Consider the following 24,430-nt stretch of genomic DNA (forward strand, 5'->3'; position numbering starts at 1 on the left):
TCACGTCACACCCTTCTTCGCTAAAAACTGTCTTGCGTTATCCGTAAGCCGGTAGTAATAAACATGATTATCATCTTTCGTGACTTGCTCCAGTAGTCCTAACCGAGAGAGTTGTCCCAGCCACGTATCAAACTGCGTAGCTGGAATTTCTCCTCCTACCTGGTGCATCGCTCGTAAGATCGCTTCGGAGCCTTTCACTCTATACCACGTGATTTTACGATTTCCAGTGCTTGTTGTTCCGTAAAACCTTCTGAAACAAGTGCGTCAAAACGTGCTTTATATACTTTAGACATTTCACGCTGCATGCGCATTTGCATAGGTAACGCCTTTACAAAGTTATCCAAAATCATTTCCAGTTCGATATTTGTATATTGCTTATTAGGTTCGCTCATTTTATCGCCCCTTCAAACGTGCTTCGAGTTCCGCTAATACCTGATCAACCCCTTCAGGACTTAGCACGAGTTTACCGCCAGCTAGTTCAATATTTTCTTCTGAAACCTCTCCTGTAATTTGGCAAGAGTTATTAGGGTTATATTTTTGTAGAATAATAGATTCACCATCTACGAAAATCTCCATCGGATCCTTTACCTGGATACCTAATGTACGGCGTAATTCCATTGGAACCACAATACGTCCTAATGGATCAATGTTACGAATGATACCTGTTGATTTCATTTCTCTTCAGCTCCCTTATCTTTCTCATATTCGAACTTGATCGCAGAAACATGTTGCATATTCACAATTCCCGTAATACGGCCGTTATCATCGTAAGTATCTATCGCATTTCCTTCCGCAAATAACTCCCCTTCTAGCTTTTTGTATCCTTCAAAAATAAAATCTGCTTCCTCTACAGTGTGTACAGAACCGTCAACCGTCTTAATTACCGCTCTCATATCTTCCATCTCCTTTTCCTTACTTCTTAATCGTTTCTATAACGCTAGCTAAACCAAAGAATATTACACAGATGAACCATGTTGTCCAAATCGGATATTCGTATATAAGTTCCGTCTAATACCCCCTAGTCTTTATTGATGAGGATTACAGCCGGACCCTCAACCGTAATACCAGCTACTTCAATTTTTTCATGGGGGCTTACTTGCACTGTTGTGACACCCTCACGTGTCTCCAGTTCTTCACTTATGTTTTTTGTAGGTATATTCTTCATCTTTACTCACCATCCAAAATAATGCTGTATTCATCATTAGCTACGTAAAAATTACCGAATGCATCGCGTTCAGGGAATCCATTTTTCGTTGCGTGTACTATCTTGAGTTTCGCATTACATTTATGACATTTCGTGAATTTGTTCTCCTTGTACTCGTATTGATTCCCACGATTTCCGCACATGCAGCATTCGTAACGTGTACGATATCTCGGTGTACCCTCATCATCATACTTAATACCTGTTTTCCAATGAATAGGATCCGTTTCTTCTTTTTTCGTGATCTTTGCTATCTCTTCCATAGGAAACGAGCTACGATTCACTTCTACGATTGGTAGTTTACGAGTTTGCTTATCCGTGGTCATTTTAATAACTGATTCCTGAGTCTGTTCATGCGTAACACCTAGATCCACAGCCTTATGAACTTCCTCTTTTGCCACTGCAGCGCCTAATGCCGATACACCCACTTTCACAAGTTCTGCCGCGGTATTGATAAATGAAAATTCATCTGTTTCTTTTTTTAGTCTTAGATTCGCAGGCTCCGCATCAGAGTCATAAAATTCTACATTTGTTTTTTCTGGACGTTTAAGTAATAAATACTGATACCCTACAAAACTGGAGATACCACCACGAATATTGTTCTTAATAAAGTCGAAAAAGACTGTAGTTAATGCATTTACATTTGCTTCTTTATTTAAACGATCAAATCCGTATTCATAAAGCATTGCGTGAATCGCCTCATGAAGTACGTTTTTCATTTGCCCTTCATGCTTCGCTACATTGTCCGAAATCTTGATTTGTTGTTCGTGATACGTTACTTCTGCAATTCTTACTTCTCCGTTTTCTCTTTCTTCAAGCCATCCTTTTACGACTTCCACATCATACGGAACGCTACCAATCATTAATTGTTTAGGTATAGTCATATAACTTTATCCCCCTTTAATTTGGTAAATTCGTTTCAACATCTGTCCGCAATTTATCACGTAGCCACTTAAACTCTAAATCTTTTTTATCGATTTTTGCTTGGATCACCTTTGCCTGTTCCTTCGTATAACATTTACGGAAACCTTTGTATAATTTCGAAATTTCTTTCTGCAGCTGTCTCATTTCACGGTTCGAATAATAACTTATAAACTCTCTTTTACAGCTTGGACAAATGAAGTAGTGCTTGTCCACACGGTTAGGTAGTCGCGCTGTGAGCATCTGGACACGAAACACGTGCTCACATGCTTCACATTTCGCTTTTACGGGTTTCATGACTTTGCCCCTCCTCTTTCGAATAAAACATAAAAATATGGAGACACTATTTGTACAACAAGATTTTCATCTATGACTGTATTTCTCTCTGATTGAGCAGTTAATTATGTTAACTGCTCTTTTAATTTCTATCTAACCTATTCAAATATCCCGTGGCTGACCAAGAGTAATACGAGGTAGCTTCAGGAAATAACTCGCAGAATTTCTTCCTTATATCCTCTGGATACATCATCTCTGCTTGGTAATACTCAATACCGTGTTTTTCCTTTATTTCTTCTTTCGTGCCTACCATTTTGCCATTAAGGTAGAACTTTCCGTTCTTCATAACTAGACAATCTTTATCGTAGAAGAACACTGTAGATTTTATAATGTCTGCTTTTACAGTATTATCCTCTTCATAATCGTTATAAAACTCATCAATAGCCGTACCGCATACACATTTTTGATCATCGCACCAATGCTCAAAAACAAACATCTTATCTTTATACTCAAACATCGACGTATTTTCTTTTGGTTCCATTCCATAATGTATTTGTAATTCGGCTAATGTGATTGCTGTTTTGTGTAAAGCATAATCAAATTTCCCTATTCCCTCTGAATACTCCAGCTTCCATTCACTATCAACATCTGCTTTTGAATAATACTTTACGGTTCCGCTTTTTCGAATGTCATTCTCCGGATCTGACCAAGGAGCACCTGAGTCTCTTCCATACACATACTCACCTAATTCGACTTTCCATAGTGGGAAATGTTTATTTGCTTCTGTTTTATTCATCTTGCGCCCCCTCTAAATACGCTTTCTTGATTCGCCACAAAGCTTTTTGCATCATCAAACAATCGACCTTTTGGAACGAAATTAAAACCATAAATTTTAAAGAATGCATCGTTTGACATTCGGAAAAAGTCCTTCGCTAAATCCCATTGGTTGTGGCCGTTATATGTTCCGTATCTTGTACGTCTAAGTGATTCGTGTACAGTTACTGGGACACTTGCCTGTGCACTAATACCGTTCATAAAACCTGTAGAAATGAAGTTACCAGCCTCTTTCATATCTTTTGGCAATTCGCTTTCTATCCCTTTCAAACTCTCAAGCACTTGATCTAGCACCTTTGTATCACCTATAATTTTGCGATTATTTTCTATGTGCCAAATAATGTTTCCAAGCTTTTTCTTTAGGCTCATGTGTCTCTCCCCCTGAATAAAATTCGATATTCCGTCAATACTATGGATGGAGGAATTTTTATATACCCATTAATTCCTCCCTTTCTTTAAGGGCTGGACAGTTAGTTTTCGCTAGCTGTCCTTTTAAACTAACCACCTTTTATGTGAAGATGAATAATTTATATAGAGTATTTTTGATACACCTTTCTTTATTAGCTTATTTGACTATTCACTCCGGGAAAGAACGCTGTTCAAGAGCGTTCTTTTTTATTGTGAAACGTCTGCATATTTCTTGATATTAAAACGCATACTGTTGATAGGCGATAAGCCAAAACTCATTTAACTGTCCAGTACTTCTCCGCTCTTTTTTGCATGAAGCAGTTAGCTTTTGCTAGCTGCTCTTTATTTTTAAAAATGCACACAATAGACTGTACACGCATATAATATTTTGTGTTCCTTTCTATATAAAATAAGCTAGTTTTCACAAACGGATAATCTCGTCACGAGAGCACTTTATTAAGTGCTCTATTCGTATTTCAAATACATACAAAATGAAATTTTTATTAGTTTATTTTTGCATAACATTTTCAACTCTGTTCATACTATAGCTGTAACTCGCAATTACAAAAGCAACATTTAATAAGCACCGTTTTCTTTTCTTACCAGGACAGCTAGCTAATCACGCTAGCTGTTTTATTGTATAAAATGAAGTTTTTATTTCACTTTCTCGCATAACATTTTCACTTCTACTCATACTATAGTTGTAACCTTAAGTTACAATGTATTGTGGGTATTGTTCTTGTTGGACGATAAAGCAGTTAGTTCATTGAGCTAGCTGCTTTATCATTTTAATAAACATCAACATTTACTCAGTACAAAATAGCGTTTTTGTTAGAAACTTTTCACCTTTTAATCAAACAAGCATATGATGTAATGTACAATTTGCTAGAAGTAATGTTTTCCTAAGTGCTCTTGGAGTTTTGCACTTAGGATTTTTACATATATTATTCGATTTGAAATTAAATAACGATTTTATTTGGTTTCTTCACATTTACAATCGTGCAACCACTCATCACACTTCCTGCATTCGCACTCACAGTTTTCTAATTTTTCTTCACACTTAGAACAATAATCTATAACTTCATAAATCACTTGTTTTCCTCCTTACTAAGTTCCTTAATAGTCCGAATCATCCAAGCGAAACTGTTCGCTTCAACTACTATGCACTTCCCTTGTACTAAACTAGCGTCACATATCAGGTGTAGTTTTTCGATTGTTGTCATTTCCTTTTGCTCAATTACTTTTTCCCAGCCCATTTTGTCTCCTCCTATCAAATAAAGATTTTATTAAATTTCAAATTAACCAGTTTACTTCTCTTCCCACACGCCATTGTTCAATATCCAACCTTGCTCAAATAATTGAGATAACTTTATGGTCTGTTGATATGTCTTAGATTCAATATTTCTCTGTATTCTTTTGATTTTATTCTGGTGATATTCTATATCTCTTTCATAATCGTCAATATCTTTCATATCTTGGTCTACATAACGTTTATAGGCTTCAATCCTATTTTCACACCACTTATCAGGTTCTCCTTGAGTTTCTTCACTATTTCCCTGATCGATTACAGAGCAATAAACTGTAATTTTCTTACCTTCAAAATCAGGATCATCGTCTGGTTTCCATTCTTCTTCACCCACGAGAATATCCGTTACAGTAGGTTGAAGTATCGGAATCCGAAAACCTCTAGTTTCTGCTACATATATTTCAGCCTGTTTAACAAAGTCATCTGCATCTTTGAAATTTCTTACATCACTAAGGACAATTTCCCCATCATAATCCTCGAAAAAACTTTTAATTTCCATTCCGTTCCCCTCCAAAATAAGAATTTTGTTTAAAAATTAATAACATCCTCTAGCTTGGTGCACTCTATACCTAAAAGGAGTAATCATGAAAATTTTAAAATACATAGCGCTGACAATTGGATGGCTTACATTACTGTCTCTTTGGTATACAGCATTCTTTCTTTAATCTACGTTATAGTTCTTGGTCTAAGAGCACCACACTCTCTAATGGTGCTCTTTTTAATTCAAATAACTATTTTGTTTAAAAATGATTTATTAATTCCAACTGAACATTGCTTAGTAATCTATCAGATATCTCTATATAACCAGGATTCAATTCAATACCAATAAAATTTCTATTATGCTTTGCAGCGACACGACCAACTGTTCCTGAACCGAAGAATGGATCCATAACAATTCCTTCAGCTGGCGCCCCAGCTAATATACACGGTTCAATTAATGCTTCCGGAAATGTAGCAAAGTGTGCTTCTTTTAATGGTTTTGTTGCTACTGTCCATACCGATCTTTTATTTCTTTTATCTCGAATTGCTCTAAATGCTTCATGACCATATTTTCCGTTAAAAGAACCTTTTTCTTTGCTTGTCCTTTTTGCTCTTTGCGGTGGACCAAATGCACCTTCCGAACCTCTAACATCTTGTTGGCCGTAAACCGCTGGCTCTTTAATACTTTCGTGATCGTAATAGTATTTAGGTGACTTACTTAACAAGAAAATATATTCATGTGACTTGGTAGGTCTATCCCTTACACTCTCTGGCATTGCGTTTGGCTTGTTCCAAACGATATCTTGTCTTAAATACCAACCATCTTGCTGTAATGCGAAAGCTACCCGCCAAGGTAAACCAATCAGATCTTTTGGTTTTAATCCATCTACTGATTTTGTGATTGAAACAATTCCAGTAACTTGACCAACACTTTGAAAATGATTGTTACCTGGATTTCCTTTCCCATCTGCATTTCTTCCACGTCCACTTCCAGCGTATACATCACCAAGATTTAACCAAAGTGTCCCGTCATCCTTTAATACACGCTTTACCTCTCTAAATACAGATACAAGATTCGATACATACTCTTCTACCGTTGCCTCTAATCCAATCTGGCCATCTACCCCGTAATCACGTAATCCCCAATATGGAGGACTCGTGACCACGGTACTCACAAAATTATCCGGAAAAGTTTTTAGTACGTCTAAACAATGTCCCGGATAAACTTTATTTAGCTCCATTCCTGTCCTCCCCTTTCTATCCAAATAACATTTTTGGTTATAATAATGATTCTTTTGCTATTCGATTCACATCTTTGACAATGGCATTATCCACTCCATTTGTTACTCCTTTTATCAGCTTTAACGACTCTTCGTATTTTTCGTTACGCATTTCATACTCTTTACATGCCTTTGATGTTTGCTCTAAATTCCACAATGCATTTAAACGATAATTATTTATGTCATAAGCTAGGCTTAGTAATTCATTTAAATCAGATAAACCAACCTCTACCACGGTCTTACCATTCTCAAAACGAGATTTTCCATTAGAGAGTTTTTCTTTGATTAAATCAATCTTTTCTTCCATTTACCCTACCTCGCTATACTGTATTTTTTACAAAATAACGCTTTTGTTTAGTTTTCTTCTTCAATAAAGTACTGTTCCATATCGTAAATACAGAAGCCTATTAACCCTAAATTCCATGTAACTGATTTATAATCATGAATCCAAAAGTAATAAGCGATTTCTATTATTTTGATGACTGATACTACAATAAGTATTGCTGCCATATTCTTTGTGATATTTTCATATATAGAAGCTCTCATGCTTACTGAAATGAAAATAGTTGTTGTTATAAAACTTATGAAACTAATCCAATCTCCTGTATAAGCCGAAAAACCTGCTAATATAACACCTATTGCAATTAATATTGATAGACAGTGTTTCTGAATTTTCTTTCCCACTAGATTCCCCCATTTCTTATAAAATTCAAATTTGATTTTCATCAAAATCTTCAATACCATGTAAAATTTACGTAAAGATTGCTACGACTTGGCCTGTCCACCCCAGAAACGTTATATAATGAATTTGCAAACACTTGGTTTGCACACAATTACCTTTCTGTACGACATAACTCTTTTGCTAGGAGAAATCCTAGCCTTTTTTATTTAAAATCTAAAACACAGGATTCTCAGGCTTTATCACCATTTTCGCTTTAAATCGATACCCCTTACTTTCTAAGTAACCAACAAGTGTTAATGCACTTTTCCCAAACCCTTCTGCAATTGCATCTACCGTGTAACCTTTTTCAAATAGGTCTAAACTAATTTGTATTTCATTTTCTGTATAAGATGCTTGGCTTTCTACAGGTCTCTCGAAGATCCCAAGCTCCTCCAGTTTTTTCTTTATTGCACTTTCTGTTCGCTGGAGACGTTTCGCGATATACAAATACGTATAACAATTCGCTTTGACCATACTTTTTAGTAATAATTCATCTTGTTTGGTCCAAGGCTCCCTTTCTTTTTTCCTTCTATACGCATCCGCATCACGTTTCTCTTTCATCCATTCTGGCTCAGGTCCTAAAATCCCATATTCAACCTTTGAAAAATCAACTACCTGCTTATGTCGTTTTAACCAGTCCCAGAAATCCTTATAGTAAACAACTTTTACTTTTTGTGTTTTTACAAACAACTTTAGCCTTATAGGAAATGCGAACCTTTTATACCACGATTCAATTGTTTTATAACTTACTTGTAATACATCTGCTAATTGGAGCACTGTAAGCCCATTGAAATGTAACCGTGGATCACTTAACCCTATACGATTTGCTTTTAGTTTTATGGCATTTACAGTTCGATCTAACTTCTTCGCAATACTTTTAATGCTGTACGTCCCCCATGAATCCTCCAGATACGCTATTTCTTCTTTTGTCCAAAGAATAACTTTCCCCACCGTTCCGCCTCCTTTTAGTAACCGGATGCCTGACGATCATGATTGATTTTATTTTTTTCGATATATGCGTTGTAAATTTCAATAGCCGAAAATCCAAGCGCTGCACCTAAGTACGCCAAGTCATTCATCAAGGTCATATAGTGTGCTGCAGTCCATAATTTGTTCTCATATAAATCGTTAAACACATCGATAATTTCTGTTTTTGTATTCCCTTTGCTATTACGTACTACAAAGGCATCGATATATTTATTCCATTCACGTTCTAATCCAATCGATAAAGCAAAGTGAAGTGCATCAACAAACTCGTCTAATAACGGATTGTAGTACTCCTTATCTTCTTCCATCATTTGACCCTTGTTACGTACACCTTTTGTAATCGGCTTGTTATTTTCACTCCAAAACTTATGACCGCGCCACACATGAAGTAACTCACTTAACTCGTCACGAAATGATAATTTCTTTTCTTGAAACAAGGGCACGTTTTGTAAACCACGTTTTTCCACAATCTTGTTATCAAGTTCTTTTTGAAGATGGAATAAATGAATGATGTTCATTGTTTTGCACGCTCCCCTTTTTTAAACAAATCTATGAAACTTCTCACCATTCTTTCTACACTGGCACCAGTTAAGGAATTAACAAAAGGTGCAGTTTCTGCGAATTTTAAAGAATCCTTTTCAGGTATCCCTGCACAAATCAACTTTTCTTTTACAGCTTCAATAATTTCTATTCTTTTCTGTTTTTTATTATTGAATTGCTCTTCTACTGCTTTTACAGCCTCATCCTTATAACAATTGTGCTCTTCCATGTAGTAGTACACTTCTTTCCAGAACTCATTATCATCTTTAAAAACCTTATTATTGTTTAATTGACGCACTATAACTCCTCCTTTACCCAATCGATATAACAGCTCGGTCGTTCTTCTCTTATAATTTTCATCGCTTGTATTTTGTTATCTGCGGTGACTAAATCTACATATGCTTTGTTACCCACAACAAATTTCACAGCATACAAGATACTCATCCTAGTACTACTAAACTTACGATTGTCGCTGCAATCATATAGGAAACTACTAATGCAAGGAATTTCTTTCGTAAACCTTTATTCTTCTCACGTAATTCATTATTTTCTTTCAATACACGCTTTGCGTAATTATCTTTCACTTTCACTTGTGATTTGTATAAGTCAACTTCTAACTGCAAATCACGATTCTCTTGCATCACATCTTTTAATTGTTGCTCCGAATTGTCCAAGTACACTACCGCCTTTCGTGGCTCACCTTTTGCTACTTTCCTTTTTTGCCTAACCATTTCACGTTTTAATTTTTCTAGTTTCCGATCACTTTTCCGATTTTCGTACCCCTTCCCTTGCTGTCTACCACCCACAATCGCACATCCTTCCTACAGCTTCTTATTTTCTTAAATGCTCTAAAAATAGTTCATTAAAATTCTCGTTTTCTAGTTCTTCCAATCGCTTCTGTACACGCTCTAAACGTACTGGCCCCAAACCTAAGACCTCTTTTACTGCACGTAAAGCTAATGTTCGACCATCTTTATACGATAAAAGGGATACTTGCTGCACTTCACCCCTGTGAAAACTTTGCCGCTCCCTTGTTCTCTTTCTCTCACGTTCACTCGCCCGGCGTTGTTGACGGTTCAAGGCGTTCATCGTCTTCCCTCCATTTTTTAAAGCAACTGCTAAATAACAATTCTGCGTATGGATCTTGTGGTACTGGGTCTAACACACCAGTCTTTTTATCTTTTCTTAATGAACTTACTACCCAAACCATGTTGTATGGTTCTCCGGCAATACTTCCCACAATTCTTGCTGGTTTTACACGTGGTAATGCTGTTGCATGACGCTTTGTAAATAACGATTTACGCGGTCCCTCTCCTCTTCCCACATGCTATTCCTCCCTTTGTTTAAGCCAGGACTCAACACTCATTTTCTCGCCCCATCGATACCCTACACTTCCTTCTGCTTCAATCGGAACTGGAAATCCTGGTACTGGAGGTTGCTCCATAACTTGTTTAATTTGTTTTTCTGCTGCCACTACAATCTCCGGATCATCATCTATTTCAAAAATAATTTCATCGTGAATTTGTGCAATCATATCGGCACTACCATGAGCAAGTACCCCTTCTTGTTTACCAATAGATTCATAAATTTCATTTTGTACTTTCTTCATAATGTCAGCGGCACTACCTTGCACTGGCGTATTCGCTGCTTGTCTTTCAGCTGAGCCACGATCTCTTCTATTCGCGCTGTTAATGCCCGGTAGCAATCTCATATATCCATAAATCGTTTGCACATAACCTTGCTCCCGTGCTTCTAAAACAATCTTGCGCTGATACTCTGGTATGCGTTTGTACGCTGTTTTAACAGCATTTACAATCTGCGCACATTCATCTAATGTTTTACGAATCATGTACTTTGTTTTAAATGTGAACTGTAAAGCGTGTTCCGTACCGCCATAAGAGATTCCGAAGTTTCCTGCCTTTGCATCCGTACGTTCTTTCTTTACAATTTCATCTTCAGGTTTTCCAGTCATTACAGACGCTGTTCTACGGTGCATATCCCCGCCTGTATTAAATAGCTCCGTCATGACCTCGTCACCTGATTTCCATGCCATTAAGCGAAGCTCGAACCCTGAGAAGTCAATGAAGAATAATATCTTTCCTGGTTTAGGTACAAAGAAGTTTCTAATCTTAAACTCATCATTATCTGGTCTCGGTACGTTTTGTCCGTTCGGATTAAAGCTATTTAAGCGTCCTGTTTCTGTAAATGGACTATACCCGGCATGGATCCGTCCACTCATAAAGTTCAAGTACTTTTCACGTCCTACGATGTGCGAAGAAAGTAATGTCGTGTATTTTTGGATTTTCTTCAGCTGATCGATAACCTCTAACGCTTGTTCCTTATAAGGATGTGGTTCGCGTTTTGCGATACGAATTGCTCCACGCTCTAACTTATCTAAGGTAGGGTCCTTGTCAGGATCGATAATTTCCCAATTTTCAGGCAATGGAATACTGAGGTACTTTTCCTCATCGATATCGTTTAGCTTATTCTCAAGCATAAATGCCATATCGATAAGTGCCTCTTGATCAAGACTCGCACCTGTTTTTCCGTACTTAGCCACCGGTATTTTTAAGTAATCAAACATTAAGCTTTTCACTTCGTTCGTTTTACCTGATTTACCGGTATTTATATCAACATTGAACGTTTCTTTCGCGACTTGTTTAATACGTTCAGCAGCTTGTTCCTGCATAATTTCAGCCTCTTGTTTCTTTTGCGTTGCAAGGTTTGGATCCCAATTCATTCCCCAATACTCCATAAGACCGATAACACGTGTGAACGGCATTTCAATCTTGTGGAGCCATTCCTCATATTGCGGAATTTGCGAAGCGATTTGAGACCAATATTCATAATGCTGCAGTGCGTAATCCGCATCTTCAGCTGAGTAAAGTAGTCCTTCACCTTTACTGGCATCAATTTCATCAAAGAAATCCACCTTGTATTTCTTTAAAAGGGCTGAAAAGTCGTTCATTGTTACACCAAAAATCTCTTTCGTAGCGGGCTTTAACCCCCATCCGCTTGTAGGTTTTTTCGGGTTATTAATCTTTTGAGGTGCTGCGATTTGTAAACACCGTACCCACATAATCAATGGATCTGCTACTTTTCCTAAAATGTATTTACCGTACTTCGCTGCATATTTCGTTTCAAAAGACAAATTGACCGCAATCTTTAATACCTTTTCATTTTTAAATAGGTATTCATCAAGCAAATCTAGGACCAATTTCCTAGCTTCATCTCTATCCATACTTGGTTCAAATACTTGGCCAACTTTATGTGAGATTGGAACAACTCTTGACTCGTGTACCGCCGCTGACAGCGATACTGTACAAATTTCACCTTTCCACGGATCCAATGGTGTTTTTAAATACGCTTTTTCTAAGCTCTCACTTCGGCTTTCCGCTTCTTTATCATCGATAATCCCTGTAGTACGTGCTTCTTCTATATCTTCAAACGCCTTTTTATAATGCACTCTAATTTCTTTACTTGCTGCAGTCTCCCAGTCGAATCCTACTTTACCTGTTTGTATACAACGTTCTAAGTATTTCTTTAACTCTGAGACTGTAAGAATCGCTTTATAATCTTTCACTTGCTGCGGTTCCACTTTTGGCCAAACAATATCGAATTGTCCCGGCTTTTTCTTTTTTTCCATTTCAACCGCTAGTTTTGATTCTTTTACCGGTACCTGTTTTTTACTACTTGCTAATGTTTTAGGTCTTCCAAATAAACTTCCGAGTTTCATATTTTCACTTCCAGTCATATTTGTAGTGCTTGTCCATATAATTAGTAGTACTCATCCTGTATATGATCAAAGAGTCCTTTCTTCATGCAATACGCAATGTAGGCATTAAAGCGTGGTGTTTTTCGATAACCACCGCTTGTTAAAAGAATCATCCTCATTTTCGCTAATTGATTTACGATTGCTTTCGCTTCTTCTTTATCGATAGAAAGCATCGCCTCAACATCACCAAGTCGTAAATACTTCTGCTGAGCGAACAGTTTGATAAACTCATAGAATTTCATTTCGCCTGTTAATGTATCGATTTTCTTAAGATCTGCCGTAAACTTCTGGTATCTTTCTTCTGTCATCTCTTCTTCTTTTATTGCTAAACGAGCATAGTAATTTAAGCCGCAACCTGGAGCATTGTATAAAGCTTTTAAATACTCCCCAATAAACTCAACGTGTCCCGGCCAAACTTGAATTCTTTCGCCTGATTCATCAACTGAATGCGTAAGAGCTGCAAGTGCAACTGCTAATCTTGCTACTTTATTCCGCTGATCTGAAGGAGAAACAAGTGGTATGTCATTCGCATTTCCATATACTTTCGCAAGGTCTGTCGCAACCTCCAGTACTTTATCAATCGTACCGTCTGTAAATAGCACGTCCTCCGGCTTACGTGACCAAGCATATAAGATGTTATTTTTCAAAGTATCCTTCTGTATAATCGATGGATACGTAGCAAGCGTTTGGTTGTACAACTCAGGATCCACATCACTCGCTCTCATAAAAACTGCAAAGTCAAAACGACGTATATCCTCGTTATTGAAAATATCTTTTAAACTTTCTGCGCCTTGAGAGTAATCAGCAAGTCGTTTCCCTTTCGGTACGTTCCCTGACATGATGGCACGTACTCTACAAGGTGTTTCAGCTGTTACAGCTCGTTTTACTTCCAGCTTCCCGTCAGAACGAGCAAGCGTCATTTCACCATAATCATCTTTCGTAATACCTGTATCTTCATCGATCCAAATCATTTCTTTGTCCGCTAACGGCCATGCCCCCCAAACGATGTACCATGCACCTTGAGCACCTGACTGTTCCATTTTGTACGTTAGACCTGTACGAGAAGTACTTTCCGCATTCACTCGTGTTCCAAGTCCTGCATATTTCATTACTTTTTCAATGAGCGCGGACTTACCAGTACCTGTATCACCAACGATTTTCAATTCCACCCAACCACGTAACGGATTTAAATCCCACGGTACTTTAAAACGTAAAACACTATGAAGTGTTAGCAATACTGCAAGTAATGTCTCATCACGTTCTACGATGTGTGTTACGTTGTACGTTAAATCGTTACAAATTGCTCCTAGTTTCTGTTCAATTGATTCTGCTGTATAATCTGCCGGCTGAAATGTTGCTAAATCTTCTTTCACTTGTTCATTTAGCTCAAAACTTTCAACCACATCCTGAAGCGGTACCGCACTCTTTACAAGTAGTGTTGACTCCTGATTCTTTGGATGTGGGTATACATAACCTGTTAATTCGTAGTACTTATTCTCACTTACGTTTAGTCCATTTACGGCGTACACTTTTCGTAGTACATAATTCCCTTTATGCTGCTCTTGCTTTTCGTCATCTTCTTCAGCCATCGGGATTACAAGCAACTCTTCAACGTTCATGTTTTCTAAAATATCGGTATTGTATTTCGGACAATTTGGAATGCCTGATATTTCTCGTAAAATGCCTTTTATATTATCGTCACCTACACCTGTCATTTGAATAACTTCCCGATCACTTACGCCCAGGTCTTTATATCCTGTGTGTGTATGGATGTCGTATAGAGGGCAATGTACCTTTTTACAACTTTCTCTGCCCCAGCAATGGTACTCAATGTTTTTCGGAATGATATAAGGTGTATGCTTTTTCCCTGCAACCATGACACGTGTTTTTACAAGCTTTCCAGTAAGATCCGCATTACCTGTCTCTGCTAGATGAAGTAACTTTGCATTCTCTTCTTCCTCAGCATTCTTTTTAATGCAGTGACACATATCACCAGCACACGCTACACGTTCATAATCTTTGCTTCCCGGTTTCTTTTCGCCATGTAGTGAACGAATAAAAGCGCAACCAAATTTGTATGTATTATCACCGCTGTATACCGCATCGATAACACTTCTCGTATTCGCAACACGCTGTTGCTTACCATACTCGTTATCCTCAGATGTAAATTTAAGCACCCAGTCTTCCAGCTCTTTCATTGTTTCTTCTCTCGTGTAGCCAGCGTCTTTGAAGTAACATGCAAGCTGTACTGTTGCCTGGTTTCGGTCACCGTCTTTTTTCCATCCACCATTTAAAATATCAACTACACATGCCGGTGGTTTATCTTTCTTAAACTGGAATTCTTCTTTCGCATACTTACGAGCACTCGTTGCTGCAGCTTGTTCATATTCTTCTGTCTTATTTATTAGTAAATACCCTGTACGAGGTCTGTATTTCATTGCCTTTTTACGTTCTTCTGCCGTATAAGGTAGATCGTCAGCATGTCTTGGTGATTTCGCTAAATCTTTAATTTCTTCCAGTGTTAATTTGTTTAACTCATTTACACTAATTTCTGTTTTAAATAGGTTTGTTTTTTGATGCATACTGTTCGGTAAACGAATCATCCGCTTTTCTGTATACACCACAAGGTCTAGTGACGTGAGTCCCAGCCTATGTACTAAGTACCCAGCCATATGTTTGAAGATTTTATGAAGGTCGTTTCTCGGTTCAATACCGAGCGCATCGGAGCTTATTAAGATGTGGAATCCTTTTGATCCAGAAAAGTAAATCCACATATCCGATTCACGAATGTCCATTTCTTTCGTAAAAAATTCCACCAGCTTAATTGCATCCTTTTGGCTGACTGATGGGTCTTCCGCATGGTCAAGGTCAAAATATAGGGGAGCAATAAATGCCTCCCCCTTTACTTTTGTGTCGTTCGCAAATCGTTGAACTGTAGCAAAGCAATTGAAATTGAATGCCTCTCCCGTTTGGAATTGCTTCACTTCAGAGGAAGGGATTCGTTTCCACGGAATGCTTCTACCGTTCTGATTGCTGTACCATGCGTCTACATATTGATACTCACTTGTTTTGTCTTTCTTTTTTGCCATTTGTAGACGCCCTCCTTAATTATTCTGAAGCTTTTTCTGCTTGTTCTGTTTCTTCTACGTTAATTCCGTAATCTTCTGGTTTAAATACACCTACAGGCTGGAAGTCGATACCGATCCATTGGTTACTAGCGTTTGTACGACTTTTACGTTCTGTTGTTACTAAGCGTGTAACAATTTTATTGACACCTAATTTAGACGGAACACCTAGCGCTTTATATTTCCCTGTATACACATTCATCGCAAAACGACCGTAAATAATTGTGTCTGTTGGGCTAAAGCTCATTAAGTAGATACGAGGGAAGTCGTCTGGGCTTAACGTTGATACTGGTACCACTGATGCCATATAACGAAGCTGAATATCATCTAATTCATAGCGTTCCTCAGCTTGTGGGTTTTCAGCTAACCATTGATTGAATACAACTTCCACATCTTCTTTTGTTTTTTCCGCCACGATCAACTGACCATCTTCAGGAGAATCTTGTTTCCCCCATACAGACCAACGTTGCTCACCGTATCCAATAACTACATCAATATTGTCGCCGTACATTACATTTTCATCATCTTTTTCTACGAAATTCCCTTTCTTGTTAACCGTTAACCACTCGCCCATACGGACGAAATCCATATCAAGACCGTTATTCGCTTCAACGAATCCCTGCTTTGTTTCTTCTAAAATTGCTGAAATATAATTGCTGCCATCGTTTCTTTTCGCCACCGCGTTATTTTGTACCACTACTTCATTTTGATTTGTTTCTTGTGTCATTATTTTTTCCTCCCGCGCCCCTGTAGGCCATGTTTTTTCCATGCTTTTCGTTTTGCTTGGCTTTTCTTTTTTCGATAGGTTACTTTTCTGTTATACGAAATCTCGTAATCTTTCGAATCGTATTCCGGAACCTCAACCATTATCGGGATTCCTCGTTGAAGAGATAAACTTTTACCGGATCCTCTTGCAAATACCCTTATCACTTTTTTAACGATTTTTTGACCTGTTTCTTTCAAACCCACTTACTTCACCTCTTTCGCTGAAGCAATTAGTTCTGTGATTTCATAAAGTGCACCCACATATTCGTACTTTTCCATCGTTATCCCCCCTTTCACCAAGGCATGTCATTTAAGAAGTTAGCCACTGTATCGCGTTCTGTTTTCGGCTTTCTTGGTACCGTTAACCCGATTCTGCTGTATACTTTCCTACGGCTGTGATATTGGTCCTTAAATACTCCAACATTGTAGTCAACGTAATCGAACCAGTATGCTTCTTTATCCGGATTGTTTCGATCAGGACGCATAATACGTCCAATTTCCTGCTCTACCGATGAGCCGCTATTGCTCTCCCGTGAATCACCACGTTTCGGCATTACCATGTGACCAACTGCTAAATGCTGCATGTCCAGTCCTTCACGCGCTAACTGAGTAGCAAATAAAATATCTACTTCTTTTCGGTCGCAAGCTTCCAAAATGTCTTTACGTTGCTGCTTTGTCACTTGCCATTGGCGAATTTCTTTTTCTGAATACTGAGCAACCTTTACCTGCCAACCGTACTTACCCTGCTTTTTATCTACCGCATGACCAGTATCGATAAGCTGCTGTGCATATTTTTCATTTTTTGCTTTTCTCCAGGTGTAGCGACTAATACCTCCGTGTACTACAGCTGTTCTAACATCGATACCGAATCTTGCTTTTGCCATTCGTTTTACGAGTTCTTCAAGTACGAAACAGTAGCGAACTGATTCTGTTATAACAATGGATGGCCCTAAACTTGCAGACTCAACAATATTCTCAGCAACTAACTTCGCACGCTTTTTATCAGAAATGAGGTGCCTTATTAGATCTGTGTAATCAAGATCTTCTCCACCAGCATCCACACTATCAATCTCGTTACGGTTACTTGCCGTCTCGTAATTGAACTCGGTATATACGAATTTCACTGTCGGTTTTACCAGTCTCCCAGCTTCATACATTCCATCTCTGCTAATCTCATACACTTTTGGACCTACACCGTTGTACATATAGATTTCTAATCCATCTTTTCGGGAAGGTGTTGCGGTGAGACCGATCACATTTTCAGCCGTTAACTTCCCAGCCGTTTCAATGAATTGTATTGCTGGAAAGTGATGGGCTTCATCCACTACTACCGTCCCGATAAAATCATTTAGTGCATCGATTATTTGTGGATTTCGCTGCAAGGTTTGTACTGTAGCAACGATTAGTTTACCGTCTCCCCAGTCATGTACACCGTCACCGAAAAAGCCGATACGACCGATACCAGGCATTGTATCCTTAGCTCGCTTTGCGGATTGATACATTAAGTCTTTTGTATGCGTAAGCCATAATGCTGCTTTACCCTTTTCGTAAATGTAGCGCATGCCCATTACGGTTTTACCTGAACCAGCCGGTGCTACACCTATTCCGTTTTCTTGCATAAGTGCTTCAACCATCGGTGTCTGGTCCTCTTTTAATACAAACCCGTCATCCCATTCCCCGAAACTAACATCTCGGCCATATGAAATCTGTGAGGTAATAACTTTACTTGGGTCGTAACCTAAGTTTTTCAGTACCTCTTCTAGCTTTGACAAGAAACCTCGAGGCGTAACAATATCGCCTCTGTCATGTACAAACAATTCAAGTTTTGCTTGTACACCCCATGTAGGTCTACGTTGCTTTTTTGCTTTCAAATACGCTGGATTATCAAATGTTAGCGCCTTAGTAATTGCCGCCTTAAGAGGTGTACTAGCACCTCTTATTCGGATGTTGTGTTTTACAAAGATTTGTAGCAAGTGAGCACCTCCGATAGATCGTAAGAAGGTTCATGGTATGTAAGTCTTGGAAGTGGTAAACAGGGAACCGTCTGACTTTGAAATTCTTCAAGTTTTATATGGTTCACGTTTCGTTTTTTCATATGAATAAGAGATGTAATAAGTCTGAACGCATAAGCCTCGTCAAGCCCTTTGCTATCATTTAGAAAACTGATAAACACTAAACCTAAATTTCTATCAATAATTTGATCAAAATCCCGTAGCCCGAGAATCTGATTCGGTCTCATATAATCTAGTGAAAATCTACGACTCTCTGTACGTTTCATTTCAGCTAATATATTTACTTCAGGTGTTATTACAATCTCGTCACCTGGACGAGTTGCACCTGCACCATCTGCAATTCTCATACGCCATACATTCGGAATTTCTCTCCAGCTTCTTCTGATTTCAGCTTGGAAATCATCCCCACGTTGCTGACGTTCACGCTGTTTATTTCTCATTGCTGTTTGTTTTGGATCCATAGCAACCTCCTATGCCAAAAACTTCAGTAGATTCGCTTGTACATAAGCTTTTGCTTTTACAAGATCCGCTGATTCTTTAGCTGTTTCCCAAGCATCTTTTGTTTGATAAATTTTGATATCAATGGACGCTAACTCTTGCTCTACGTCTGTAAGTTGTTGACGTTCTTCTTTGCTGTAATGCAGGCGGTACGCATCACGTAACGTATCATTCGTGAGAGCCACTTTTTGATCATTCACGTAAGCGTATTGGTTACGTCCCTCACCTTGAATTTGCATAAATGCCTCTGCTTCTTTTAGCTCTACTGCAGTTTTCAGCTTCACTTTTTGCTTAATTAGGTCTGCTTTTTTCCCATAAGCTTCTTCACGTGCTTTACCTTTTTCAAGAACATCCTGTACTGCAGCATCAATTTGTTGTAAGGATGCTTGTAATTCAAGTGGATCTAATACTCGAACATAGTCAGTCGGTACTTTCTTACCTAAAATTTTTGTTGCCGCTGCAAGTAGCTTTTCTTTCCCATGCTCCTCTTGTAAACTAAGAATTTCATTATTTAATTCAGTCATTTTCTGGTCCCACCTCACATTGAATTTTTGGTAGTTCTACTACTAACTTTTTAAGCGTCACGTGCTCTTTAACAATTGAGTCAATTGTTATGTTCATCGTTTCTACTCGATCATGTTCCTCTTTGTTGTAACCAGCTACACTTATCATCAACGGTGAAAACTCTATTACTACAGCATTCCAATCATGTTTATTATTACTATAGTTAGGGCGTCTAAACGGGTTACCACTTGTGACCTGTACCGCCGTACCTTCGCCTAGTTCATTCTCATCAAACTGCGGTTTGTTTACAATCATGTTCGTAATCCCTCCTTTGCTTCCGCTATTTTCGTTAACGCTATTTCTACTACATCCGGATTAATACTTTCTGTCTCAGCAATACTCTCAACAATCGTATTAATATCGACTAGCACATCTTCCCCTGTTTCCGTTTGAATTAATGAGGCAAACTCTTCCATCGCATACGCTCGTTTCTTCTCAGCTTCAATCCGGCTACGGTCAAGTACTTCTTCACCAGGTTTTGCACTTTGAAGCGGAATCCGTTCTAAATCAAAAACACCTGGTGATTTTACATCGATAAGAAGAACTTGTATTGGTCTATTAATCTCAGCTTCCGAAGCCGATAAACGTGTGATACTTCCGATATTCGCAAACACTTTTCCATCCGAACGCTCGTAAACACCAAAACCTGTATGATCGTGGCCACACAAAACCAAATCCGCATCTGTTTTTACATCTTGTACTTTTGTGTACCGATCAAAAGGTGGATCATGGTCAAGTAACATACCGTGAGCTACATGTATTTTAGTTGACTCATAATCTTCAGTAACTTCTGGTGAATAACCATAACCAGCTTTATCAATTTGATCACTGTACGGTGTAAATGTTAACTGGACGTGATTACCGTCTTGGTGAAACATATGAGCTTGCCCAGGATCATTAATGACTGTAAGCTGCGGGACGATTAACTCCAGTACTCTAAGGCTTGTTCGTTCATACGTTGCAAGATTGTAGCCGTAAATATCGTGATTACCAGCTGTTGTATAAATTGGAACTGGACTCTCTTTCAATACCTTTGCGAATTCTAGTAACACGCTTGTCGTAACCTCAGGCCTATCAAACGTATCCCCAGGTTGTATAATTGCTGTCACACCTTTGTATTTAGCTAGTGCGAAAATCTCACGGAACTTCGCAATTAAAGCCTCTTTGTAGTTATCCTTACGATTACGAGGGTTTGTACCTCGTATATGTGGATCACCGAAATATAGAAACTTCATACTCTCACCTCTGCTTTTTCGTGCTTCGCGTAACGTTGTATCTAAAGTAATTCCACCTTCAACAATGTGGTGCATCAGTGAAGGTTACTTGATTCTTTTTTCTTGATAACTTGTTTTGTGATTTCACCTGTCTCAGCATCTAACGTCAAATCATCTTCACCGTTAACACCCAATTCAGAATGAATGTCAGCCCATACTGCATCGTGCCATTCCTCTAATCCTTTTGTTGCATTTTCTAATTTCTTTTTATATTTTTCTTTAATTGGTTCAAGTTCAGTCTTTAATTCCTTAGCTACAACTTCCTTAATAGCTTCCGTTTCTTTACGAATTCTACGTAACTCGCGTACTTGTTCTTCAGTTGCTTTACCTACAACTTCCTCTGTCACTTCTACACCTGCAACCGTTGCAGCTAATTCTTTTACTAAGCACTTAATACACATATCCAAATCTCCCTTTCTATAAAGCAGTTACTATGCTTTTTCCTTGTTTTTGAGTCACACCAAGTGCTACGTCACCTATCTCAGCTAAATGAGTACTGTGCGTAATTAAAATGATTTGACGTTTAAATTTCGTACTATACTCCTTCAAGAAATACGCCACATTTGGTGCGTATTCTTGACTCACGTGCTTTCCAACCTCATCTAAGAATAACGGTCCTCTTACACCACTAATTTCTCCAACAGCCAATCTGAGCGCTAAACTAACTACGTCTGCTACACCACCACCGCGATCATAATCAGGCGGCTTTAATTGTGTCCGTACATCCTCAGACTGTAGCCAATACTCTGCTACCGGTTGATTACCTTTTACGGCAATTTCAATTTCGAATCTGTAGTCTTTATCGAATACAACTGTAAGAGCTGACGTAACAATTTCTTCTATACGACGTTTTGCTTGCTGCCTTGCATAATCACTTGTCTTTTGAAGAAGAATTTGTACTAAATCAAACTCCCCAAGTTGCTCCTCAGCTTTTGCTTTTCTTACTTCTGCGCTTTTTTGTTGCTTAACTAATAAATCACGTTGACCGATTTTCATTTTCAATTTATCGCTTGCCTGACGGATATCCGCTCTTGCTTTTAGAAGCTCGTACATAAAAGTAGCCTCCTTATACCTGCGGGATGAGTCGTTCTACATGCTCCAGGTTTTCTTTAACTGATGTATCAAGCTTATTGATTTCTTCCTGGATCGTTTCAGGCGTTACCCCGTACCGCGCCATTTGTTCAGCGATTTCCGTTAATTGCTTTTCAGCTGAAGACTTTTCCGCCTCTGCTTGGATTTTTGCTGTTTCTGCTTTCTTTAAATTTGCTTTTGCAATTTCAATACGTTGTTTTAATTCCATTACTCATTTCCCCCTTCAAGTTGTTTTGATAGTAAATTTTGTAGCTCTGATTCAAGAAACTTCTTTTGATCTCTTAAACAGGCCAACACAGTTGGTCGGATAGCAAAATCAATACTCTTTTCTCCTATACTTTCTGATTCACTCACTAATAAATTCTCATTAAATTTTTTATGAAATAGTGAGACTTTTAAAACATTAGATGTATCGTCAAAAGCTTCAATAACCTCATTAATTTCCATTAATGAATTATTCAGCCTCTCAGCTGTTTGTAAAAACTCGCTCATTTTTTCCGTATCAATCACCACTAATCACCCCTCAATGAGAATGTTCAAAAGACATCGGCGATTCGCATAGCGGACAAACTCCACCAGCCTCGTTCCATGTCTCTTCCAATTCCTTTGTGTAATTTTCAATGTGCTTTTCATATAGTTCCAATGTGCTTGTACTATGACGTACTCTTTGATGCCAGATCATATAGTTTCGTAAAAACTCTTTTAATTCAGCTAAATGAGTGACATTATTCTCAGTATTAGCAATCTGTATTACCACTTCTTTCGGAACATTTAAATGTTCCGCACGACTTGTCCATCTCATATAATAGTTGTGTATATTCTGGTATTTTTGTAAGAGCACACTTATTTGACTTAGTTGTGTAATACTTGTTTCGCATTCTTGTAGTTGATCTGACGCATTACCAGGTACAGATAACCTTTCTACATCCTTACTTGTTTTTTCGTAGCCTTGTTTAACCACGCTATGTTGTACATAGAGTTTCTTTAACTCATCCGTTTTCTTTACTTCCTCTTCAATCACAGCTACATTAATGTTTTCAATTACAGTCAACCTCTCGACCTGTAATTGATCTTCTTGTAATACTTGACTATACTTCTTATAGTTTTGTGATAAGATAGAAAGCAAAGAATATATTTCTTCGGATTTAGTAGAATCTTGTAACAAGTTACTTACTTCTACTAATCCATCAAATTGTTTTAATGTTTCAGTCAATGTCTTCTTGGCGGTGGACAGTGACTCGTATCTTTTTTGTAAGTCCAGTAGTGTTTGCAGACGCTGCTGGTCTTTTTCTGTTTCTTCAAGTATTTGTATAAGAACCGGCACTTTTGAGAGTCTCTCATCCTCAACAAACGCTACACGGAATTTTTCAAATGCTATCTGTTGTTGAGTTTGTAGTTGCTGCAGTACATCTTTCTTTTTATGCAATTCTTCTACATGTTCCATCAAACTTTCAGCTGTTTTTAACTGCTGTACTTTATCATCCACATCCAAGTACTCGAGTAAGTTACCTGCTAATCTCTCAATTTCTTTTTCAGCTAGTAACCTCTCTTGCCTTGCTGCGTATGTATCTTTTGAAACACTTTTTACCGCGAGATCGACAGCTTCTGTTCCTGCTAACTTACCTAGAACTTTCGCACCCGATGACGGTGTCTCACTTATTAAGAAAGGTGCTTCAAGCTGGAATGCAAAGTTTAAAGCAGTAACAAAATCCCCAAATGTTTGCTTTGTGATACCAAGTAATTGTTTTACTTCTTCCGGTACCTCTGACTTCTCAAATACACTTCCTGCATCACCTGGATCCGTTTGGATTCTGTACGATGTTTTTCCTTTTCTACGGTGCTTTGAAATAATAATGCCGTTATCCATGTGAATCGCTACAGTAGCCTGTCCCACTGATTCGTTTACGAAAGCCTCACCTTGAGGTTCGTTAAATGCTACCCAGCGAACTGCTCGTATAATGGATGTTTTACCACTATCTGATGGTCCAGTAATTACATTCAGTCCGTTTCCTAAATTAAAGTGGCTATTTGTATGTGACTGGAAACCTTCTACGAAAATCTCGTTAATGTTGGCCAACACGTTCACTCCTTTCCGTTAGCTTTAACATGGTGTTTACTGCTTGTTCTTCTGAGCCATTCTTGAAGTAATTTTTACTTTCGCAACATACAGCTTTTACGTCTTTTGCTTTTACTAATCGAGTCGCATAAGTCACGTACCGTTGCATGTGTATCACCTCCTCGTATGATTAAGTTAGGTTTTTTAGGGACGGGATGTACCTATAAACCCAAGAGTATCTATTTTTATGAGATACTTAAATTTGTAGATAGAGTGTTGCCGACCACCTCCTTGAATCTTTGTATTCGGTTGAAA

The 24,430-nt window shown here is 38.2% G+C and carries 35 protein-coding genes; all 35 read right to left on the reverse strand.

Annotation, left to right across the window (positions count from 1 at the left end):
* The 35 genes from CQ064_RS30540 to CQ064_RS33795 all read right to left on the reverse strand — a co-directional run bounded on the left by CQ064_RS30540 (window position 1) and on the right by CQ064_RS33795 (window position 24,284).
* The gene (locus CQ064_RS30540; RefSeq protein ID WP_080546110.1) at window positions 1-168 is read right to left on the reverse strand and encodes a hypothetical protein; all 168 of its coding nucleotides are present in this window, start codon (window positions 166-168) and stop codon (window positions 1-3) included.
* A 26-nt stretch (window positions 169-194) separates the two neighbouring features.
* A complete protein-coding gene (locus tag CQ064_RS30545; RefSeq protein ID WP_001294615.1) occupies window positions 195-392 on the reverse strand; it encodes a hypothetical protein in 198 nt (65 codons plus the stop codon).
* Between the two features lies 1 nt (window position 393).
* Entirely contained in the window at window positions 394-675 is a 282-nt protein-coding gene (locus tag CQ064_RS30550) for an AbrB/MazE/SpoVT family DNA-binding domain-containing protein (RefSeq protein ID WP_000843025.1), read from the reverse strand.
* Entirely contained in the window at window positions 672-893 is a 222-nt protein-coding gene (locus CQ064_RS30555) for a hypothetical protein (RefSeq protein ID WP_001202995.1), read from the reverse strand. Before CQ064_RS30555 ends, CQ064_RS30550 begins: the two co-directional genes overlap by 4 nt.
* 125 nt (window positions 894-1,018) lie before the next feature.
* On the reverse strand, window positions 1,019-1,165 hold the full coding sequence (locus CQ064_RS30560) for a BC1881 family protein (RefSeq protein WP_000790088.1): 147 nt from the start codon (window positions 1,163-1,165) through the stop codon (window positions 1,019-1,021).
* Between the two features lie 2 nt (window positions 1,166-1,167).
* Window positions 1,168-2,085: a hypothetical protein gene (locus CQ064_RS30565; RefSeq protein ID WP_000154978.1), complete on the reverse strand. Its 918-nt coding sequence runs from the start codon at window positions 2,083-2,085 to the stop codon at window positions 1,168-1,170.
* A 16-nt stretch (window positions 2,086-2,101) separates the two neighbouring features.
* On the reverse strand, window positions 2,102-2,419 hold the full coding sequence (locus CQ064_RS30570; protein WP_000805617.1) for a hypothetical protein: 318 nt from the start codon (window positions 2,417-2,419) through the stop codon (window positions 2,102-2,104).
* A 121-nt stretch (window positions 2,420-2,540) separates the two neighbouring features.
* Window positions 2,541-3,194 carry a hypothetical protein gene (locus CQ064_RS30575; protein ID WP_001043868.1) on the reverse strand — a complete coding sequence of 218 codons (654 nt, stop codon included), beginning with the start codon at window positions 3,192-3,194 and terminating at the stop codon, window positions 2,541-2,543.
* Window positions 3,191-3,601: a hypothetical protein gene (locus CQ064_RS30580; RefSeq protein ID WP_000053745.1), complete on the reverse strand. Its 411-nt coding sequence runs from the start codon at window positions 3,599-3,601 to the stop codon at window positions 3,191-3,193. Before CQ064_RS30580 ends, CQ064_RS30575 begins: the two co-directional genes overlap by 4 nt.
* 1,127 nt (window positions 3,602-4,728) lie before the next feature.
* The gene (locus CQ064_RS33785; RefSeq protein ID WP_000539655.1) at window positions 4,729-4,896 is read right to left on the reverse strand and encodes a hypothetical protein; all 168 of its coding nucleotides are present in this window, start codon (window positions 4,894-4,896) and stop codon (window positions 4,729-4,731) included.
* Between the two features lie 51 nt (window positions 4,897-4,947).
* The gene (locus CQ064_RS30585) at window positions 4,948-5,445 is read right to left on the reverse strand and encodes a hypothetical protein (protein ID WP_000404006.1); all 498 of its coding nucleotides are present in this window, start codon (window positions 5,443-5,445) and stop codon (window positions 4,948-4,950) included.
* 241 nt (window positions 5,446-5,686) lie between these two features.
* A complete protein-coding gene (locus CQ064_RS30595) occupies window positions 5,687-6,667 on the reverse strand; it encodes a DNA-methyltransferase (protein WP_000422433.1) in 981 nt (326 codons plus the stop codon).
* Between the two features lie 37 nt (window positions 6,668-6,704).
* Window positions 6,705-7,013, reverse strand: coding sequence for a hypothetical protein (locus CQ064_RS30600; protein ID WP_000391475.1), 309 nt, complete (start codon window positions 7,011-7,013; stop codon window positions 6,705-6,707).
* 47 nt (window positions 7,014-7,060) lie between these two features.
* Window positions 7,061-7,432: a hypothetical protein gene (locus CQ064_RS30605; RefSeq protein ID WP_000693593.1), complete on the reverse strand. Its 372-nt coding sequence runs from the start codon at window positions 7,430-7,432 to the stop codon at window positions 7,061-7,063.
* 169 nt (window positions 7,433-7,601) lie between these two features.
* Window positions 7,602-8,378 carry a hypothetical protein gene (locus CQ064_RS30610; RefSeq protein ID WP_000521061.1) on the reverse strand — a complete coding sequence of 259 codons (777 nt, stop codon included), beginning with the start codon at window positions 8,376-8,378 and terminating at the stop codon, window positions 7,602-7,604.
* A 14-nt stretch (window positions 8,379-8,392) separates the two neighbouring features.
* The gene (locus CQ064_RS30615) at window positions 8,393-8,932 is read right to left on the reverse strand and encodes a dUTP diphosphatase (RefSeq protein ID WP_001021290.1); all 540 of its coding nucleotides are present in this window, start codon (window positions 8,930-8,932) and stop codon (window positions 8,393-8,395) included.
* The gene (locus CQ064_RS30620) at window positions 8,929-9,252 is read right to left on the reverse strand and encodes a hypothetical protein (RefSeq protein ID WP_001249533.1); all 324 of its coding nucleotides are present in this window, start codon (window positions 9,250-9,252) and stop codon (window positions 8,929-8,931) included. The genes CQ064_RS30615 and CQ064_RS30620 overlap by 4 nt, the downstream gene beginning before the upstream one ends.
* Before the next feature lie 142 nt (window positions 9,253-9,394).
* Window positions 9,395-9,760 carry a hypothetical protein gene (locus CQ064_RS30625; protein ID WP_000509446.1) on the reverse strand — a complete coding sequence of 122 codons (366 nt, stop codon included), beginning with the start codon at window positions 9,758-9,760 and terminating at the stop codon, window positions 9,395-9,397.
* A 25-nt stretch (window positions 9,761-9,785) separates the two neighbouring features.
* Window positions 9,786-10,043 carry a hypothetical protein gene (locus CQ064_RS30630; protein WP_000993003.1) on the reverse strand — a complete coding sequence of 86 codons (258 nt, stop codon included), beginning with the start codon at window positions 10,041-10,043 and terminating at the stop codon, window positions 9,786-9,788.
* Window positions 10,006-10,278 (reverse strand): hypothetical protein, encoded by a 273-nt coding sequence (locus tag CQ064_RS30635; protein WP_000532406.1) that lies wholly within the window; start codon window positions 10,276-10,278, stop codon window positions 10,006-10,008. The genes CQ064_RS30630 and CQ064_RS30635 overlap by 38 nt, the downstream gene beginning before the upstream one ends.
* 3 nt (window positions 10,279-10,281) lie before the next feature.
* A complete protein-coding gene (locus CQ064_RS30640; RefSeq protein ID WP_000147936.1) occupies window positions 10,282-12,708 on the reverse strand; it encodes a bifunctional 3'-5' exonuclease/DNA polymerase in 2,427 nt (808 codons plus the stop codon).
* 23 nt (window positions 12,709-12,731) lie between these two features.
* Window positions 12,732-15,818, reverse strand: a complete 3,087-nt coding sequence (locus CQ064_RS30645; RefSeq protein WP_001074794.1) for a DNA primase small subunit domain-containing protein — start codon at window positions 15,816-15,818, stop codon at window positions 12,732-12,734.
* A gap of 19 nt (window positions 15,819-15,837) precedes the next feature.
* Window positions 15,838-16,581, reverse strand: a complete 744-nt coding sequence (locus tag CQ064_RS30650) for a hypothetical protein (protein ID WP_000191310.1) — start codon at window positions 16,579-16,581, stop codon at window positions 15,838-15,840.
* Window positions 16,581-16,823, reverse strand: coding sequence for a hypothetical protein (locus tag CQ064_RS30655; RefSeq protein ID WP_000523223.1), 243 nt, complete (start codon window positions 16,821-16,823; stop codon window positions 16,581-16,583). Before CQ064_RS30655 ends, CQ064_RS30650 begins: the two co-directional genes overlap by 1 nt.
* 89 nt (window positions 16,824-16,912) lie before the next feature.
* Entirely contained in the window at window positions 16,913-18,490 is a 1,578-nt protein-coding gene (locus tag CQ064_RS30660) for a DEAD/DEAH box helicase (protein ID WP_003271401.1), read from the reverse strand.
* Window positions 18,491-18,573: 83 nt separating this feature from the next.
* Entirely contained in the window at window positions 18,574-19,092 is a 519-nt protein-coding gene (locus CQ064_RS30665; RefSeq protein ID WP_000371314.1) for a M48 family metalloprotease, read from the reverse strand.
* 9 nt (window positions 19,093-19,101) lie between these two features.
* Entirely contained in the window at window positions 19,102-19,653 is a 552-nt protein-coding gene (locus CQ064_RS30670; protein ID WP_000137796.1) for a hypothetical protein, read from the reverse strand.
* Complete coding sequence (locus tag CQ064_RS30675) at window positions 19,646-19,948, reverse strand: hypothetical protein (RefSeq protein WP_000636793.1); 303 nt, start codon at window positions 19,946-19,948, stop codon at window positions 19,646-19,648. Before CQ064_RS30675 ends, CQ064_RS30670 begins: the two co-directional genes overlap by 8 nt.
* Window positions 19,945-21,003: a metallophosphoesterase family protein gene (locus CQ064_RS30680; RefSeq protein ID WP_000546453.1), complete on the reverse strand. Its 1,059-nt coding sequence runs from the start codon at window positions 21,001-21,003 to the stop codon at window positions 19,945-19,947. Before CQ064_RS30680 ends, CQ064_RS30675 begins: the two co-directional genes overlap by 4 nt.
* The gene (locus CQ064_RS30685) at window positions 21,003-21,368 is read right to left on the reverse strand and encodes a hypothetical protein (RefSeq protein WP_000334956.1); all 366 of its coding nucleotides are present in this window, start codon (window positions 21,366-21,368) and stop codon (window positions 21,003-21,005) included. The genes CQ064_RS30680 and CQ064_RS30685 overlap by 1 nt, the downstream gene beginning before the upstream one ends.
* 16 nt (window positions 21,369-21,384) lie before the next feature.
* Window positions 21,385-22,020 (reverse strand): hypothetical protein, encoded by a 636-nt coding sequence (locus CQ064_RS30690; RefSeq protein ID WP_000273133.1) that lies wholly within the window; start codon window positions 22,018-22,020, stop codon window positions 21,385-21,387.
* A 13-nt stretch (window positions 22,021-22,033) separates the two neighbouring features.
* On the reverse strand, window positions 22,034-22,267 hold the full coding sequence (locus CQ064_RS30695) for a hypothetical protein (RefSeq protein WP_000421152.1): 234 nt from the start codon (window positions 22,265-22,267) through the stop codon (window positions 22,034-22,036).
* On the reverse strand, window positions 22,267-22,569 hold the full coding sequence (locus CQ064_RS30700) for a hypothetical protein (protein ID WP_000567354.1): 303 nt from the start codon (window positions 22,567-22,569) through the stop codon (window positions 22,267-22,269). The genes CQ064_RS30695 and CQ064_RS30700 overlap by 1 nt, the downstream gene beginning before the upstream one ends.
* A gap of 13 nt (window positions 22,570-22,582) precedes the next feature.
* The gene (locus CQ064_RS30705; protein ID WP_015055111.1) at window positions 22,583-24,139 is read right to left on the reverse strand and encodes an AAA family ATPase; all 1,557 of its coding nucleotides are present in this window, start codon (window positions 24,137-24,139) and stop codon (window positions 22,583-22,585) included.
* Complete coding sequence (locus CQ064_RS33795) at window positions 24,123-24,284, reverse strand: hypothetical protein (protein ID WP_001190219.1); 162 nt, start codon at window positions 24,282-24,284, stop codon at window positions 24,123-24,125. The genes CQ064_RS30705 and CQ064_RS33795 overlap by 17 nt, the downstream gene beginning before the upstream one ends.
* Between the last annotated feature and the right edge of the window lie 146 nt (window positions 24,285-24,430).

The sequence above is a fragment of the Bacillus sp. MYb78 genome (assembly GCF_002975115.1).
In the GTDB taxonomy this organism is placed as follows: domain Bacteria; phylum Bacillota; class Bacilli; order Bacillales; family Bacillaceae_G; genus Bacillus_A; species Bacillus_A cereus.